This is a genomic window from Massilia yuzhufengensis (assembly GCF_900112225.1).
GTDB lineage: Bacteria > Pseudomonadota > Gammaproteobacteria > Burkholderiales > Burkholderiaceae_D > Telluria > Telluria yuzhufengensis.
The window spans coordinates 121,267-136,449 of record NZ_FOLD01000008.1 but is presented as its reverse complement, the minus strand read 5'-3'; the positions used below and the strand labels follow the sequence as shown (position 1 = coordinate 136,449).

15 protein-coding genes and 1 riboswitch are annotated in these 15,183 nt (G+C 66.2%); of the genes, 6 read left to right on the top strand and 9 right to left on the bottom strand.

Annotated elements, in window-relative coordinates; all coding sequences use genetic code 11:
• Positions 1-6: 6 nt before the first annotated feature.
• Positions 7-1,113: an S-(hydroxymethyl)glutathione dehydrogenase/class III alcohol dehydrogenase gene (locus BM031_RS09480; RefSeq protein WP_091874175.1), complete on the bottom strand. Its 1,107-nt coding sequence runs from the start codon at positions 1,111-1,113 to the stop codon at positions 7-9.
• A 362-nt stretch (positions 1,114-1,475) separates the two neighbouring features.
• Here BM031_RS09480 and BM031_RS09475 point away from each other — a divergent pair, with 362 nt between their 5' ends.
• Positions 1,476-3,041 (top strand): S8 family serine peptidase, encoded by a 1,566-nt coding sequence (locus BM031_RS09475; protein ID WP_091874174.1) that lies wholly within the window; start codon positions 1,476-1,478, stop codon positions 3,039-3,041.
• Here the strand turns inward: BM031_RS09475 and BM031_RS09470 are convergent.
• From BM031_RS09470 to thiC, 8 genes are all read right to left on the bottom strand, one after another.
• Positions 3,038-3,604, bottom strand: coding sequence for a GNAT family N-acetyltransferase (locus BM031_RS09470; RefSeq protein WP_091874172.1), 567 nt, complete (start codon positions 3,602-3,604; stop codon positions 3,038-3,040). The genes BM031_RS09475 and BM031_RS09470 overlap by 4 nt on opposite strands.
• A complete protein-coding gene (locus tag BM031_RS09465; protein ID WP_091874171.1) occupies positions 3,604-5,043 on the bottom strand; it encodes a M28 family metallopeptidase in 1,440 nt (479 codons plus the stop codon). Before BM031_RS09465 ends, BM031_RS09470 begins: the two co-directional genes overlap by 1 nt.
• Positions 5,044-5,138: 95 nt before the next feature.
• Positions 5,139-5,855 (bottom strand): ion channel, encoded by a 717-nt coding sequence (locus tag BM031_RS09460; protein WP_091874169.1) that lies wholly within the window; start codon positions 5,853-5,855, stop codon positions 5,139-5,141.
• A 19-nt stretch (positions 5,856-5,874) separates the two neighbouring features.
• Positions 5,875-6,507, bottom strand: a complete 633-nt coding sequence (thiE, locus tag BM031_RS09455) for a thiamine phosphate synthase (RefSeq protein ID WP_091874167.1) — start codon at positions 6,505-6,507, stop codon at positions 5,875-5,877.
• Between the two features lie 34 nt (positions 6,508-6,541).
• Positions 6,542-7,285, bottom strand: a complete 744-nt coding sequence (gene thiD, locus BM031_RS09450; RefSeq protein WP_091874166.1) for a bifunctional hydroxymethylpyrimidine kinase/phosphomethylpyrimidine kinase — start codon at positions 7,283-7,285, stop codon at positions 6,542-6,544.
• The gene (locus BM031_RS09445) at positions 7,285-8,073 is read right to left on the bottom strand and encodes a thiazole synthase (RefSeq protein WP_229408733.1); all 789 of its coding nucleotides are present in this window, start codon (positions 8,071-8,073) and stop codon (positions 7,285-7,287) included. The genes thiD and BM031_RS09445 overlap by 1 nt, the downstream gene beginning before the upstream one ends.
• Before the next feature lie 14 nt (positions 8,074-8,087).
• Complete coding sequence (gene thiS / locus BM031_RS09440; protein ID WP_091874162.1) at positions 8,088-8,291, bottom strand: sulfur carrier protein ThiS; 204 nt, start codon at positions 8,289-8,291, stop codon at positions 8,088-8,090.
• Positions 8,291-10,204: a phosphomethylpyrimidine synthase ThiC gene (thiC, locus tag BM031_RS09435; protein ID WP_091874160.1), complete on the bottom strand. Its 1,914-nt coding sequence runs from the start codon at positions 10,202-10,204 to the stop codon at positions 8,291-8,293. The genes thiS and thiC overlap by 1 nt, the downstream gene beginning before the upstream one ends.
• A 66-nt stretch (positions 10,205-10,270) precedes the next feature.
• A riboswitch (TPP riboswitch) is annotated at positions 10,271-10,376 on the bottom strand.
• A 176-nt stretch (positions 10,377-10,552) separates the two neighbouring features.
• Here thiC and BM031_RS09430 point away from each other — a divergent pair.
• From BM031_RS09430 to BM031_RS09410, 5 genes are all read left to right on the top strand, one after another.
• Complete coding sequence (locus tag BM031_RS09430) at positions 10,553-13,360, top strand: valine--tRNA ligase (protein ID WP_091874158.1); 2,808 nt, start codon at positions 10,553-10,555, stop codon at positions 13,358-13,360.
• Positions 13,361-13,573: 213 nt separating this feature from the next.
• Complete coding sequence (locus BM031_RS09425; protein ID WP_091874157.1) at positions 13,574-14,020, top strand: DUF2147 domain-containing protein; 447 nt, start codon at positions 13,574-13,576, stop codon at positions 14,018-14,020.
• Between the two features lie 25 nt (positions 14,021-14,045).
• Complete coding sequence (locus BM031_RS09420) at positions 14,046-14,336, top strand: VOC family protein (protein ID WP_091874155.1); 291 nt, start codon at positions 14,046-14,048, stop codon at positions 14,334-14,336.
• A complete protein-coding gene (locus BM031_RS09415) occupies positions 14,333-14,674 on the top strand; it encodes a DMT family transporter (RefSeq protein WP_091874154.1) in 342 nt (113 codons plus the stop codon). Before BM031_RS09420 ends, BM031_RS09415 begins: the two co-directional genes overlap by 4 nt.
• Positions 14,675-14,766: 92 nt before the next feature.
• The gene (locus BM031_RS09410; RefSeq protein WP_091874152.1) at positions 14,767-15,171 is read left to right on the top strand and encodes a hypothetical protein; all 405 of its coding nucleotides are present in this window, start codon (positions 14,767-14,769) and stop codon (positions 15,169-15,171) included.
• Positions 15,172-15,183: the final 12 nt, after the last annotated feature.

Below are 15,183 nucleotides of genomic sequence, written 5' to 3'. Positions count from 1 at the left end.
AGGAACTTAGAAGACGACGACCGAGCGGATCGACTCGCCCGACTTCATCAAATCGAAACCTTCGTTGATGCGCTCGAGCGGCAGGTGGTGGGTGATCAGGTCGTCGATGTTGATCTTGTTTTCCATGTACCAGTCGACGATCTTCGGCACGTCGGTGCGCCCGCGCGCGCCGCCGAAGGCCGAGCCCTTCCACACGCGCCCCGTCACCAGCTGGAACGGACGGGTGCTGATTTCCTGGCCGGCCGCCGCCACGCCGATGATGATCGACTGGCCCCAGCCCTTATGGCAGCACTCCAGCGCCTGGCGCATGGTGGTGACGTTGCCGACGCATTCGAAGCTGTAGTCGGTGCCGCCGTCGGTGAGCTGCACGATGGCGTCGACCACGTTCTCGACCTTGGTCGGGTTGATGAAGTGGGTCATGCCGAACTTGCGCGCCATGGCTTCGCGCTCCGGGTTCAGGTCGACGCCGATGATCTTGTCGGCGCCCACCATTTTTGCCGCCTGGATCACGTTCAGGCCGATGCCGCCCAGGCCGAAAACGACCACGTTGGCGCCCGCCTCCACCTTGGCCGTGAAGATCACCGCGCCGATGCCGGTGGTGACGCCGCAGCCGATGTAGCAGATCTTGTCGAAGGGCGCGTCCGAGCGCACCTTGGCCAGCGCGATTTCCGGCACCACGATGTAGTTCGAGAAGGTCGACGTGCCCATGTAGTGGAACAGCGGCTTGCCGTCGAGCGAAAAGCGCGACGTCGCGTCCGGCATCAGGCCGCGGCCTTGCGTGGAGCGGATTGCCTGGCACAGGTTGGTCTTCTGCGAGAGGCAGAATTCGCACTGGCGGCATTCCGGCGTGTACAGGGGAATGACGTGGTCGTCCTTGCGCAGGCTGGTGACGCCGGGGCCGACGTCCACCACCACGCCCGCGCCTTCGTGACCGAGGATGGCCGGGAACAGGCCTTCCGGATCGGCGCCCGACAGCGTGTAGTAGTCGGTGTGGCAGATGCCGGTGGCCTTGATTTCGACCAGCACTTCACCGGCCTGCGGGCCCTGAAGGTCGACTTCCTCGATCGTGAGCGGATGGCCCGCTTTCCATGCAACTGCAGCCTTCGTCTTCATGTTTTCCCTTTATTTCCAGAACAAGCGTGGGGCGACGCCGTTTTGCAACGCCGTAAAGTTTGACATGATAACAAGGAGTGCGTTCGCGTGCGGCGCAGCCTGCTTTCGGGCGCCGGTCGCGGGCTGGGAAGCCGCGTTTGCCGCGGGCGTTTGGGAAAAAGATAGCACGGTGTCAGGTCATACGGATGAGGAACCTCAAGCCTTCTGTTCTTTGTCAAATATATCCTGTGCACAATTGACTCTTGTATGCATACGCAAATGTTTTTCAAATACACTCAATTACCGCATATCAATGCGGACACATCAGCGCACAAGGCCCTACAGAGCCGCGGCGTAAAACATTGTTTTCATACGGAGAATTCATGGTAGACAAGAACACTCGCGTTTCATCCCTGCGTCTTTGCCTGGCAGCCATGGTGGCAGCTGGCGCCATCGGCAATGTGCAGGCAGCAGCGCCCGACACCAAGCGCGTTATCGTCGCCTTCAAGCCCGGCGTGGCTGCGGCGATGAAATCGTCGGTCGCCGGCCTGGCCAAGGGCAGCATCAAGCACGAGATCTTCGGCACCAACTCGGTGGCGATGGAAGTCTCGGCAGCCGCACTGAAAGGGCTGGAAAACAACCCGAACGTCGAATTCATCGAGGAAGACGCGATCCGCTATCCGCTCGCGCTCACCTCCCCGTCGACCGGCACGCCGTACGCGGCGGGCCAGCTGGTCCCCTACGGCATCAAGATGGTCCAGGCCGACCAGCTGAGCGACGCGGCCGCCGCCAACCGCAAGATTTGCATCATCGACTCGGGCTACGACCGTAACCATGAGGACCTGTCGGCCAACAACGTCACCGGTGAATACGATGCCGGCACCGGCTGGTGGTACACCGACGAGAACCACCACGGCACCCACGTGGCCGGCACCATCGCCGCGATCAACAACAGCGGCACCGGCGTGGTCGGCGTCAACGCCAACAAGCAAGTCAAGCTGCACATCGTGAAGGTGTTCGGCGCCGATGGCTGGGCCTACTCGTCGACCCTGGCCTCGGCCGCCAACAAGTGCAAGGCGGCCGGCGCCAACATCATCAGCATGTCGCTCGGCGGCCCGACCCAGAACACCACCGAGAAAAACACCTTCGCCTCGCTGGCGACCGCCGGCATCCTGAACATCGCCGCCGCCGGCAACGACGGCAACACCCGCGCGTCCTACCCGGCCGGCTACACCAGCGTGATCTCGGTCGGTGCGGTCGACGAGAACAAGGCCTGGGCCAGCTTCTCGCAGTACAACAGCAAGGTCGAACTGGCCGGTCCCGGCGTGGGCGTGCTGTCCACGGTCCCGATGGGCAGCGGCCAGGAAGCCGTGCTGACGGTCGGCGCGGCTAGCTACGCCCCTGGCGCGATGGAAGGCTCGCCGGTCAAGACCGCGACTGCGCCGCTGGCCGACTTCGGCATCGGCAACGCGGTCAACACCGCCATGGCGGGCAAGATCTGCCTGATCCAGCGCGGCACCGTCGACTTCGCGGTGAAGGTGTCGAACTGCCAGAACAGCGGCGGCGTCGGCGCCATCGTCTACAACAACGTTGCGGGCGCCTTCGGCGGCACCCTGGGCACCACCGTGACGACCATTCCGTCGGTCACGGCGACCCTGGCGGACGGCACCGCGATGAAATCCCAGCTGGGGCAGAACGCGACGGTCGGCATCAAGGCCAGCAACTACGCCTACTACGACGGCACCTCGATGGCGACCCCGCACGTGGCGGCGGTGGCGGCGCTGGTCTGGAGCTACTACCCGACCTGTACCGCGGCGCAAATGCGTTCGACGCTTACCAAGAGCGCGCTCGACCTGGGCACTGCCGGCCGCGATACCAAGTATGGCTTTGGCCTGGTGCAGGCCAAGGCGGCGCGCGATCGCATTGCGTCGCTGGGTTGCGGTAACTAAGGCCTGGTTGTGATGTCAACATGGGACGCCTCGGCGTCCCATGTTGTTGACAGGACCAGCTGCATCCGCTGTTCCATCAGCGCGGTGCCTTCGCGCATCGGATACGGCGCGCCGACGACCAGCAAGCCTTCGCGCGCATACAGTCCGATCGCCGCCGGGTTCGCACAGTTCACGCCCAGTTCCAGCGACTGCGCACCGCGCTCCCTGGCCCAGGCGGTGGCCGCGCGCAGCAGCGCCCCGGCCACGCCCTGCCCGCGCCACTGCGGCGCCACCCACATCTGGTACAGGTTGACGTTGCCTGGCCGTTCCCCATCCACCTTGGCCCAGGCCAGCCCCACCAGCGCACCTGCCGCCTCGGCCACCAGCGGACAGTCGATGCCCGACACGGCGGCCTTGGCCACCCGCGCCGACCAGGTAGCGGGCGCCAGCGCCTGTTCCAGGGCCAGGGTGCTGCCGAACGCGTCGGGGTCCTGCGCCAGCGCCTGCAGGCGGATGGCGCGGTAGGCCTGCCATTCGTCCGCTCCCAGCCGCCGGACCACGAAGGCGCTCGTACCCGCCTCCATCACGGCGCCGCGTTCAGCGCGCGTCCCTTGGTGGCGTAGCCGGCCGCCTTCGGCGCATTGGTCCATACCGGGCGCGTGGTGCTGTTGGCGACGTCGTACACACCGCGCGCCAGCATGCGCGTCACGCGCGCCATGTTGTCGTAGTCGAGCTTGTCCCAGGTGTCGTCCTTGCCGTGGTAGTCGGGGAAGCCGTAGGCCACCGACAGCGTGTGCGCGGGCACGCCCACGTCGGCCAGCGACTGGTTGTCGGCGCGGCCGAAGAACTGGTCGCTGAAGCTCACGTGCTTCCACAGCTTGATGCCGGTGTCGTCGCCGGCCTTGCGCAGCATGTCGCTGAGGGTGGAGAAATCGAAGCCGGTCATGGCGATCGAATTGAGCTGCTTGCCTTCGCTGTCGTCGGTGCGGCCGGTCTGCTCGAGGTTGATGTTGGCGACCGTGTCCTTCAGCGGGAACAGCGGATGGCGCGCATAGTATTTCGAGCCGAGCATGCCGAGTTCTTCGCCGAACAGGGTCATGAAGACGATGCTGCGGCGCGGGCGCTCCTTGTGGGCGGCCAGTGCGTGGGCCGCCTCGATCACCGACACCACGCCGCTGGCGTCGTCGTTGGCGCCGTTATAGATCTCGCCATTGCGGATGCCGACGTGGTCGTGGTGGGCCGTCATCAGGACATAGGTATTCTTGAGCTTCGGGTCCGAGCCGCGCAGGATGCCGGCCACGTTGCGCAGCTTGACGGGGCGCACCGACGGCGCGGCCACGCGCGCGGTCACGGTGGCGCCGCCCTTTTCCAGCACCGCCGCCGCGTCAGCGGCATTGAGCACCAGCACCGGCGGCGCACCCTTGGGCGTTGCCTGCTCCGGATCGATCAGCCAGCCGCCGGTACCGGCGCCGTGGCGCTTCTCACGGTCGACCAGCACGATCAGGGCCGGCTTGCTGGTGAGCTTCTCCTGCAGGATGCGGGCCGCGCCCGGCACCGCGGCAGCCGGCACCACCAGCACCTTGCCATTGGCGGCGGCGCTGTTTTCCAGCGCCTCCTTCCAGCTCATGAACACGGCCGGCGTGGCGGCCAGCGCCAGCGGGTCGAGGAAGTTGCCGGTCACGCCCCCGGCCGCCACCGTGATGGAGGATCCGCCGCCCGACACGCTGAACGCGACGTCATCGGCCTTGCGCTCGGCATACTGCCAGTTCGCGGTCTGGAAATAACCGTCGTCGCCCACCGGCTCCAGCCCGGCACGGCGGAACTGGGCGGCGATGTACTCGACCGCCATGTCCTGCCCGCGCGATGGCGTGCCGCGGCCTTCCAGCAGGTCGGAGGCGAGGAAGGCGACGTGGCCGCGCAGCGAGTCGGGGGTGATGGCGCCGGCCGGCACCTGGGCCCAGGCGGCATTGGCGGCCAGCGCCAGGGCGATGGCGGAAGCGATGGTGGAGACAGGACGGCGCATGCGATGACTTCCATTGAAGTGGCAAAAAACCAATATCGCATGCAGCGCTACGCGCGGTCAATGCGTGGCGGGCCGAATTTGATGCATATGTGCCGCTAGTCCTGCTCCCACGGCTCGGGCGGCGCCTTGGGGTGGCGCCGATGCACCTTGCCCTGGGTGGTAAAGCCGATCAGGCGCGCCACCACCGCCGCCAGGTACATCACGCCGACCAGCATCTCGATGCTGCACAGCGCGCGCGCATGGGTGGTGAGCGGAATCACGTCGCCGATGCCGGTGCTCGAGAGCAGCGCGAAGCTCAGGTAATTCAGTTCGCTCCAGGTGCGCGGCGCCGCCGCGTTGACGGCCGCGGCGAAGGTGCCTGGGTGCAGTTCCTGCACCATCAGGTAGAGGTGGGTGAAGCCCCAGGCCAGCAGCGTAAACGTGGCGCCGGCGGCGAACAGCTCGTCGGTGGTGGCCTGGCGGTCGCCCATCATGTAGGCGATCAGGCTGGCGGCGGCGTAGAAGTAGAACAGCGCTTCCAGCCCCGACGACCAGGGCAGCAGCTCGGGGCGCAGGTCGAGGAAGGTCTGCAGCGCCAGCAGGACCAGGATGGCCGCTCCCAGCGTCACGCTGATCCAGGTTTCGCCGGGCGTGCGCCGCACCATGCGGATGGTCAGCGCCAGCACCACGACGCCGAACACGTTGAACGCAACATGGCCCGCCGGCTCGCTCTCGATGAACGGGTAGAGCAGCATGCCGAGCAGCTGCACCAGCAGCAGGATGGCCGACGGGTGGCGGCGGGTGTGGGTCAACAGGCGGAGCGAACGGCGCATGGCATGCAGGCAGAGTGGACTATTCCGCCATTGTAGGTTCATCCCGCCCGAACAGCGCACAGAACGCGCGCACCGCCGCATCCGGGTCGTCCGCGCCGTACACGCTGGTGATGGCGGCCACCATTGAGGCGCCGCGCGCGACCAGGGGCGCGGCATTGTGCGGGGTCATCCCGCCGATCACCACCATCGGCAGCGCCACCCGGCTGCGCCACACGTCGATCAGTTCCGGCGGCGTGACGAAGGTGTACTTCTTCACCGGCGACGGATAGAAGCCGCCGAAGGCGACATAGCTGGCGCCGGCCTGCTCGGCTGCCTCGGCCAGTTTCAGCTCGCCGTAGCAGGAGGCGCCCACGATCTTGCCGGGGCCGAGCAGCGCGCGCGCGCGGGCGACCGGGGCGTCGGTGCCGCCCAGGTGCACGCCGTCGGCATCGAGGTCGCGGCACAGGTCGAGGTGGTCGTTGATGACGAGCGGGCGGCCGTAGCGGCGGCACAGCGCCAGCAGGGCGGTCGCCTGCTGCACGCGCAGCGAAGGGCTGGCGCTCTTGTGACGGTACTGCACCAGCGCGGCGCCGGCGGCGAGCGCGGTGCCGGTAACCGCCAGCAGGCAGTCGGTGTCGTCCCAGTCGGGTGTCACCAGGTAGAGGCCCTGCATCGGGCGGTTTTTCAATATGGTCATGTCGATGTGCTTAGTGGGTGTGCAGGATGCGGCGCGGGATGCGCTGGCCGGGCCCGATCCAGAAGGCGTGGGCCAGCGCCTGGTGGCAGTAGTCCTGGGCGTGTTCCAGCGCCGCCTGCATCGGGTCGCCCAGGGCCAGGCGCGCGGCGATGGCGGCGGCCAGGGTGCAGCCGCTGCCGTGGTAGGTGTGCGGCAGGCGCGGCAGGCGCCAGGCGCGCTGCTCGACGCCGTCGCGCAGCCAGCGATTGACGATGACCTCGCCCTCGCCATGGCCGCCGGTCACCAGCACGTGCTCGCAGGGCACGGCGCCGAGCGCGCGTGCCTCCGGCAGGTTGGGCACCAGGATGGTCGCCAGCGGAAGCAGTTCGGCCAGCGCGGCGATGGCGCTGCCCGCGCCGAGCGCGTCGCCATGGCCGCTGGCCAGCACCGGGTCGAGCACGATCGGCAGCGCCGGATCGGCCGCGCGCAGCTGGCGCAGCAGGCGCGCGATGGCTGCGGCATTCTCGCGGCTGCCCGGGATGCCGATCTTGACCGCATCGATGCTGCAGGCGTCGATCAGGGCGTCGGCCTGGCGCACCAGGAAGGCCGCGTCGACCGGCCGCACCTCGTGCACCCGGTTGTTGTCCTGCACGGTGAGCGCGGTGGCCACCGGCAGCGCGTGGCCGCCGAGAGCGCCGATGGCGGCGATGTCCGCCGCCATCCCGGCCCCACCGCCGGGATCGAGCCCGGCGAACACGAGGACGGTCGGCACCATCAAGCGGCGACGCCTTCGCGCGGCGAGGATGGCGAGGCCGCGAAGCGGCGCGGCATGCGGCCCGCGAGATGGGCTTCGCGTCCCGCGATGACGGCGTGGCGCATCGCGCGCGCCATGCGCACCGGGTCGCCGGCGGCGGCGATGGCGGTGTTCATCAGCACGCCGTCGCAGCCGAGCTCCATTGCAATCGCCGCATCCGACGCGGTGCCAACCCCGGCATCGACCAGCACCGGCACGGTGGCCTCGTCGATGATGAGCTTGAGGTTCCACGGATTGAGGATGCCCATGCCCGAGCCGATGAGGGAAGCCAGCGGCATCACGGCGACGCAGCCGATCTGCTGCAGGATGCGCGCCTGCACCGGGTCGTCGCTGCAGTAGACCATGACGTCGAAGCCGTCGCGCACCAGCACCTCAAGCGCCTTCAATGTCTCGGGCATGTGCGGGAACAGGGTTGTCTCGTCGCCCAGCACTTCCAGCTTGACCAGCTTGCGGCCACCGAGCAGTTCGCGCGCCATCTGCAGGGTGTAGACCGCGTCTTTCGCCGTGTAGCAGCCCGCCGTGTTGGGCAGGATGGTGAATTCGTCGGGCGGGAGCACGTCCAGCAGGCTGGGGGCGTGCGGGTCCTGGCCGATGTTCACGCGGCGGATGGCGACCGTGACGATCTCGGCACCGGCGGCCAGGGTGGCGTCGCGGGTTTGCTGCAGGTCGCGGTATTTTCCGCTGCCGACCAGGAGGCGAGATTGGTACTGGCGGCCGGCGATGACGAGGGTATCGTTGTGTGTGTTCATGCGAGTTTCCATTTTCAACCGCCGCCGATGGCGCGTACGATGTCGACCCGGTCGCGGGCCTGCAACTGGCGCTGCGGCCATTGCGGGCGCGGCACGACTTCGCGGTTGACCGCCACCGCTACCGCCTGCTCCGCCACGCCCAGCCGCCCCGCCAGCTCCTGCAGCGAGTACGCCTGCGGCACGCAATACGGCGCCCCATTGAGTTCGATTTCCGTCATCACACCTCCCGGTACAGTTTGGCGCCACCGCGCACGAATTCGATCGCCTTTTCCTGCATGCCCTGCGCCAGTGCCGCCTGTTCGCCCACGCCGGACGCCGCCGCATAGGCGCGCACTTCCTGGGTGATCTTCATCGAACAAAAATGCGGGCCGCACATCGAGCAGAAGTGGGCCACCTTGCTTGATTCCTTCGGCAGGGTCTCGTCGTGGAAGGCGCGCGCCTTGTCCGGGTCCAGGCCGAGGTTGAACTGGTCGTCCCAGCGGAACTCGAAGCGTGCCTTCGACAGCGCGTTGTCGCGCATCTGCGCGCCGGGGTGGCCCTTGGCCAGGTCGGCCGCATGGGCCGCGATCTTGTAGGTGATGATGCCGTCCTTGACGTCCTGCTTGTCGGGCAGGCCCAGGTGCTCCTTGGGGGTGACGTAGCACAGCATGGCGGTGCCATACCAGCCAATGGTGGCCGCGCCGATGCCCGAGGTGATGTGGTCGTAGCCGGGCGCGATGTCGGTGGTGAGCGGCCCCAGCGTGTAGAACGGCGCTTCGCTGCACTGCTCCAGCTGCAGGTCCATGTTCTCCTTGATCAGGTGCAGCGGCACGTGGCCCGGGCCCTCGATCATGGTCTGCACGTCGTGTTTCCACGCGATTTGGGTCAGCTCGCCGAGGGTCTTCAGTTCGGCCAATTGGGCTTCGTCGTTGGCGTCGTAGATCGAGCCCGGACGCAGGCCGTCGCCCAGGCTGAAGGACACGTCGTAGGCCTTCATGATGGCGCAGATGTCCTCGAAGTGCGTGTAGAGGAACGATTCCTGGTGGTGGGCGAGGCACCACTTGGCCATGATCGAACCGCCGCGCGAGACAATGCCGGTAAGCCGATTGGCCGTCATCGGCACGTAGGCCAGGCGCACGCCGGCGTGGATGGTGAAGTAGTCCACGCCCTGCTCCGCCTGTTCGATCAGGGTGTCGCGGTAGATTTCCCAGGTCAGGTCCTCGGCCTTGCCATTGACCTTTTCCAGCGCCTGGTAGATCGGCACCGTCCCGATGGGGACCGGGGAGTTACGGATGATCCACTCGCGCGTCTCGTGGATATGCTTGCCGGTCGAGAGGTCCATCACGTTGTCGGCGCCCCAGCGGATCGCCCAGGTCATCTTTTCCACTTCCTCGCCGATCGACGACGTCACGGCCGAATTGCCGATGTTGGCGTTGACCTTCACCAGGAAGTTGCGGCCAATGATCATCGGCTCGACTTCCGGGTGGTTGATGTTGGCCGGGATGATGGCGCGCCCGCGCGCCACTTCGTCGCGCACGAATTGCGGCGTGATCTCCTGCTGGATGCTGGCCCCGAAGGACTGGCCCGGATGCTGGCGCCCCAGGAGGCTGGCCACGCGCGCGCCCATCGGGCCGGATTCAACCAGGGAGGCCAGGTATTCCTTGCGGCGCAGGTTCTCGCGCAGGGCGACGAATTCCATCTCGGGCGTCACGATGCCCTGGCGCGCATAGTGCATCTGGGTGACGTTGCGCCCGTCCAGGGCGCGGCGCGGGTTACGCTGTAAATTGAAGCGCAAAGCGGCGAGCGCCGGGTCGCGCAGGCGCTGCTGGCCGTAGCCGGACGAGGGCCCGTCGAGCTGCTCGGTGTCGCACCGTTCCAGGATCCACGGCAGGCGCGGCGTGCCCAGGCCGCAGCGCAGGTCGATGGCGGCGGCCGGGTCGGTGTAGGGACCCGAGGTGTCGTAGACGAACAGCGGCGGGTTGGTTTCGCCGCCGAAGCTGTCGGGCGTGGGCGACTGGCTCACTTGCCGCATCGGCACGCGGATGTCGGGCCGGCTGCCTTCGATGTAGACCTTGCGCGAGTTCGGGAAGGGTTCGATGGCGGCTGCATCGACCGTGGCGGTCGCTGCATCGAACTTCAATGGTGCATTCATGTGGCTCCTTTGCGTAGGAGCCAGCAAAGGAGGCAGGGACGAGGCCGGGCGCGCATGGATGCGCAACCGGCATCCCGGAAGCTTCCCTTCGCTGGCATTATCCAGATCAGGTTCAGAGGGTATTTCTCACCCACGCAGCGCGTTCGCACCGGCAGGACCCCTAGCGTGCGCTGCCCATCGGGGCAGCGGACCGGATTATATCCGAACTCGCTTGTACATGTGTAAATACTATATGCTCATAACGAAAATGCATAGCCCCTGCCGCCACCGGCCTGCCGGCCCGACCGCATCCACCCCGGCCTCCTCTATAATGGTCGTTTCGATCAATCCTTCGCACATCGCCACATCATGGAACTAGCCAAGTCTTTCGAGCCCGCAGACATTGAACAATACTGGCGCGCCGAGTGGGAACAGCGCGGTTACTACGCCGCCACCATGGAGGACGGCAAGCCGTCGTTCAGCATCCAGCTGCCGCCGCCGAACGTGACGGGCACCCTGCACATGGGCCATGCCTTCAACCAGACCGTCATGGACGGCCTGACCCGCTACTACCGCATGCGCGGCTATAACACCGCGTGGATCCCGGGCACCGACCACGCCGGCATCGCCACCCAGATCGTGGTGGAGCGCCAGCTCGACGCGCAGAAGATCTCGCGCCACGACCTGGGCCGCGAAGCCTTCGTCGAGAAGGTCTGGGAGTGGAAGGAAAAGTCGGGCAACACCATCACCGGCCAGATGCGCCGCATGGGTACGTCGCCGGACTGGCAGCGCGAATACTTCACGATGGACGAGACCCGTTCCAAGACGGTGTCGGAAGTCTTCGTGCGCCTGTACGAGCAAGGCCTGATCTACCGCGGCAAGCGCCTGGTCAACTGGGATCCGGTGCTGGGCACCGCGGTGTCGGACCTCGAAGTGGATTCGCAGGAAGAAGACGGCTCGATGTGGTACATCCAGTACCCGCTCGCCGACGGCTCCGGCCAGCTGACGGTGGCCACCACCCGTCCCGAGACCATGCTGGGTGACGTCGCGGTGGCGGTGGATCCGACCGACGAGCGCTACACGCACCTGCACGGCAAGATGCTGACCCTGCCGCTCACCGGCCGCCAGATCCCGGTCATCGCCGACAGCTACGTCGACAAGGAATTCGGCACCGGCTGCGTCAAGATCACCCCTGCCCACGACTTCAACGACTACGCGGTCGGCCAGCGCGCCGGCCTCGCGCCGATCAGCATCTTCACGCTCGACGCCAAGGTCAACGAGAACGGCCCCGCCCAATACCAGGGCATGGACCGCTTCGCCGCGCGCAAGCAGATCGTCGCCGACCTGGAAGCGCAAGGCCTGCTGGAAGCGGTGAAGCCGCACAAGCTGATGGTCCCGCGCGGCGACCGTACCGGCGTCGTTATCGAGCCGATGCTCACCGACCAGTGGTTCGTCGCGATGAGCAAGCCGGCGCCGGAAGGCACTTTCAACCCGGGCAAGTCGATCACCGAAGTGGCCATGGAAAAGGTCGCCAGCGGCCAGATCAAGTTCGTCCCTGAGAACTGGACCACCACCTACAACCAGTGGCTGGGCAACATCCAGGACTGGTGCATCTCGCGCCAGCTGTGGTGGGGCCACCGCATCCCGGCCTGGTACGCCGAAGACGGCCAGATCGTGGTCGCCCGCACCGAAGAAGAAGCGCAAGCCAAGGCCAAGGCGGCCGGCATCGCCGGCCCGATCCGCCGCGACGACGACGTGCTCGACACCTGGTTCTCGTCGGCCCTGGTTCCGTTCTCGACCATGGGCTGGCCCGAGCAGACCAAGGACATGGAGATGTTCCTGCCGTCGTCGGTGCTGGTCACCGGCTTTGACATCATCTTCTTCTGGGTCGCCCGCATGGTGATGATGACGGCCCACTTCACCGGCAAGGTGCCGTTCGAGACCGTGTACGTGCACGGCCTGGTGCGCGACAGTCAAGGCCAGAAGATGTCGAAGTCCAAGGGCAATACCCTCGACCCGATCGACCTGATCGACGGCATCAAGCTCGACGACCTGGTGGCCAAGCGCACCACCGGCCTGATGGACCCGCGCGCCGCCGAAAAGATCGCGAAAGCCACCCGCAAGGAATTCCCGGACGGCGTTCCCGCCTTCGGCACCGACGCCGTGCGCTTCACCATGGCGAGCTACGCTTCGCTGGGCCGCAACATCAACTTCGACCTGGGCCGCTGCGAAGGTTACCGCAACTTCTGCAACAAGATGTGGAATGCGACGCGCTTCGTGATGATGAATACCGAAGGCAAGGACTGCGGCGCGCCCGACCCGGCCGACCTGTCGCAGGCCGACCGCTGGATCATCTCCCTGATGAACCGCGCCGAGCTCGACATCGCGAAAGGCTTCGCCGACTACCGCTTCGACAATATCGCCAGCAGCATCTACAAGTTCGTCTGGGACGAGTACTGCGACTGGTACCTGGAAGTGGCCAAGGTCTCGGTCCAGCAAGGCACCGAAGCCCAGCAGCGCGCCACCCGCCACACGCTGCTGCGCGTGCTGGAAGTGATCCTGCGCCTGGCGCACCCGATCATCCCCTTCGTCACCGAAGCCCTGTGGCAGGCTGTCGCACCGCTGACCGGCAAAGGATCGGGAGATAATCGCGACAGCATCATGGTCCAGCCCTACCCGCTGGCCGACCTGTCGCAAGTGAACGAAGACGCCGAAGCCTGGATGGCCCAGCTCAAGGACCTGACCAACGCCACCCGCAACCTGCGCGGCGAGATGAAGCTCTCGCCCTCGGTGCGCGTGCCGCTGATCGTCGAGCCGGGCAATGAGGCGGACCGTGCCAACATGGCCGGTTTCGCGCCTTACATCCAGTCGCTGGGCAAGCTGCTTGAGGTGCAGATCGTCGAGGCCCTGCCGGAATCGCCGGCGGCGGTGTCGGTGGTCGGCACCACCAAGCTGATGCTCAAGGTCGAAATCGACGTCGCCGCCGAACGCGAACGCTTGTCGAAGGAAATCGTGCGCATCGAAGGCGAGATCGCCAAGGCCAATGGCAAGCTGTCGAGTGAAAGTTTCGTGGCGCGTGCCCCGGCCGCGGTGGTGGCGCAGGAGAAGGAACGTTTGGCGAACTTCTCGGCGACCCTGGACAAGATGCGGGAGCAACTGGCGAAGCTGGCGGTGTAAGGGGGATTTTCCGAGAACCGCCGACATTTTCTTCGTTTAGCTATCAGTAGCACGTCGTCCCGGCGCAGGCCGGAACGACGGTTTTTGGGGTAACAAAAAATGCGAGCGCTATCGGGATAGCACATTTGGAAGAGTTCCTCGGATTTCGATACCCCATCCGTGAAAACAGTTTGCTACACTGGCCCGGCCCGACAACAACAATGGAGACTGACAATGCGTAAAGTGATGGGCGTAAGCCTGCTTGCCATGATGTTCGCGATGCCCGCAGCGATGGCGCAAAACGCCTCTGCGGCAGGCGCCTGGAAGACGATCGACGACGAAACCGGCAAGCCGAAGTCGCTGGTGCGGATCACCGAGGAAAACGGCATCCTGACCGGCAAGATCGAGAAGCTGTTCCGCCCGGCGGACCAGGACCAGAACCCGAAATGCACCTCCTGCGAAGGCGCGCGCAAGGACCAGCCGATCATCGGCATGACCATCCTGTCGGGCCTCAAGAAAGACGGTAACGAGTACACCGGCGGCGAGATCCTCGACCCGGCCAAGGGCAAGACCTACAAGAGCAAGGCGCAGCTGAAGGACAACGGCAGCAAGCTCGAAGTGCGCGGCTACATCGGCGCGCCGATGTTCGGCCGTTCGCAGACCTGGGTCCGCGAGCAGTAAGCACCCACCGGGGAGGGACGGCACGATGATCAAGCATCACCTGTATGTGCTGGCCGTCCCCGACCTCGAGCGCTCGGCCGCGTTCTACCGCGACGTGCTGGGCTTTTCCATCCACGACATGGGCGACCCGGGCTGGCGCATGTACGTGCGCGACGGCTGCCGCATCATGGCCGACGCCTGGCATGCGCGCGCGCTGGCCGCCGGCGCCGTATTGGTCAAGCAGTTGGCCGACGAACCCTGGGGCATGCGCGAATTCGGCGTGCGCACCGTGGACGGCCACCGTATCATGATCGGCCACCAGCTTCCCGCCGCATGACCCAGACCCAAGCCTACCTTTACCTCGGCCTGGCCATCCTCGCCGAAGTCATCGCCACCACCGCGCTCAAGGCCTCCGACAGCTTTACCCGCCCGCTTCCCAGCATCGTAACGGTCGGCTTCTACGCGGTGTCCTTCTACCTGCTGACCTTCAGCCTGCGTGTGCTGCCCACGGGCATCGCCTATGCCATCTGGTCGGGCGTCGGCATCGTGCTGATCTCGGCGATCAGCTGGGTGGTCTACCAGCAGCGCCTCGATCTGCCGGCCATCGCCGGACTCGCCTTGATCATTGCCGGCGTGGCCGTGATCAACCTGTTCTCGAAGAGCGTCGGCCACTAACTCATCCGCGCGCCATCGAAATTGTAAATCCGATACTGTTTCCTTTCTATCAAGTTCCCTGTACAACGAACTCGAATCAAGGAAACAAGAACATGATCTTCCTGCGTCTTCTCTGCCTGCTAGCCGGGGTGCTGGTGCTGGTTGCCCCGCCAGCCATGCTGTTCCCGAACGGCGCCATGCCGGCCACCGTGCTGGTAGCGATGCTGCTGGCGTCCGCAAGCTTCTTTTATGTCGGCGTGGCCGGCCAGCGCGTCCGCCGCTCGCCCAGGCTGGGCCGCCTGTGCACCCTGCTCCTGCTGCTGCCCTTCCTGGCCAGCGCGGTGACGCTCTGGCGCAGCGACGACCCGGCGGTATTGTGGATGAGCGGGATGCTGCTCGGCTTTACCCTGATCATCGGCCTGGTGCTGGCCTACCCGCTGCTGCAGGGCCCGAGCGCACGGCGCCTGCGCGCTCGCGAAGGGCGCCATGCGCGCATGCTGGTACTGCGCAACAGCTGACGCCCCGGCCGG

What these genes read in the sequence shown, in the direction of transcription:
- thiD (WP_091874166.1), bottom strand. Translation starts at nt 7,285, where the DNA reads ATGGTGCCGACCGTCCTCGTGTTCGCCGGGCTCGATCCCGGCGGTGGG.
- thiS (WP_091874162.1), bottom strand. Translation starts at nt 8,291, where the DNA reads ATGACGGAAATCGAACTCAATGGGGCGCCGTATTGCGTGCCGCAGGCG.
- BM031_RS09480 (WP_091874175.1), bottom strand. Translation starts at nt 1,113, where the DNA reads ATGAAGACGAAGGCTGCAGTTGCATGGAAAGCGGGCCATCCGCTCACG.
- thiC (WP_091874160.1), bottom strand. Translation starts at nt 10,204, where the DNA reads ATGAATGCACCATTGAAGTTCGATGCAGCGACCGCCACGGTCGATGCA.
- BM031_RS09410 (WP_091874152.1), top strand. Translation starts at nt 14,767, where the DNA reads ATGATCTTCCTGCGTCTTCTCTGCCTGCTAGCCGGGGTGCTGGTGCTG.
- BM031_RS09420 (WP_091874155.1), top strand. Translation starts at nt 14,046, where the DNA reads ATGATCAAGCATCACCTGTATGTGCTGGCCGTCCCCGACCTCGAGCGC.
- BM031_RS09415 (WP_091874154.1), top strand. Translation starts at nt 14,333, where the DNA reads ATGACCCAGACCCAAGCCTACCTTTACCTCGGCCTGGCCATCCTCGCC.
- BM031_RS09460 (WP_091874169.1), bottom strand. Translation starts at nt 5,855, where the DNA reads ATGCGCCGTTCGCTCCGCCTGTTGACCCACACCCGCCGCCACCCGTCG.
- BM031_RS09465 (WP_091874171.1), bottom strand. Translation starts at nt 5,043, where the DNA reads ATGCGCCGTCCTGTCTCCACCATCGCTTCCGCCATCGCCCTGGCGCTG.
- BM031_RS09425 (WP_091874157.1), top strand. Translation starts at nt 13,574, where the DNA reads ATGCGTAAAGTGATGGGCGTAAGCCTGCTTGCCATGATGTTCGCGATG.
- thiE (WP_091874167.1), bottom strand. Translation starts at nt 6,507, where the DNA reads ATGCAGGGCCTCTACCTGGTGACACCCGACTGGGACGACACCGACTGC.
- BM031_RS09430 (WP_091874158.1), top strand. Translation starts at nt 10,553, where the DNA reads ATGGAACTAGCCAAGTCTTTCGAGCCCGCAGACATTGAACAATACTGG.
- BM031_RS09475 (WP_091874174.1), top strand. Translation starts at nt 1,476, where the DNA reads ATGGTAGACAAGAACACTCGCGTTTCATCCCTGCGTCTTTGCCTGGCA.
- BM031_RS09445 (WP_229408733.1), bottom strand. Translation starts at nt 8,073, where the DNA reads ATGAACACACACAACGATACCCTCGTCATCGCCGGCCGCCAGTACCAA.
- BM031_RS09470 (WP_091874172.1), bottom strand. Translation starts at nt 3,604, where the DNA reads ATGGAGGCGGGTACGAGCGCCTTCGTGGTCCGGCGGCTGGGAGCGGAC.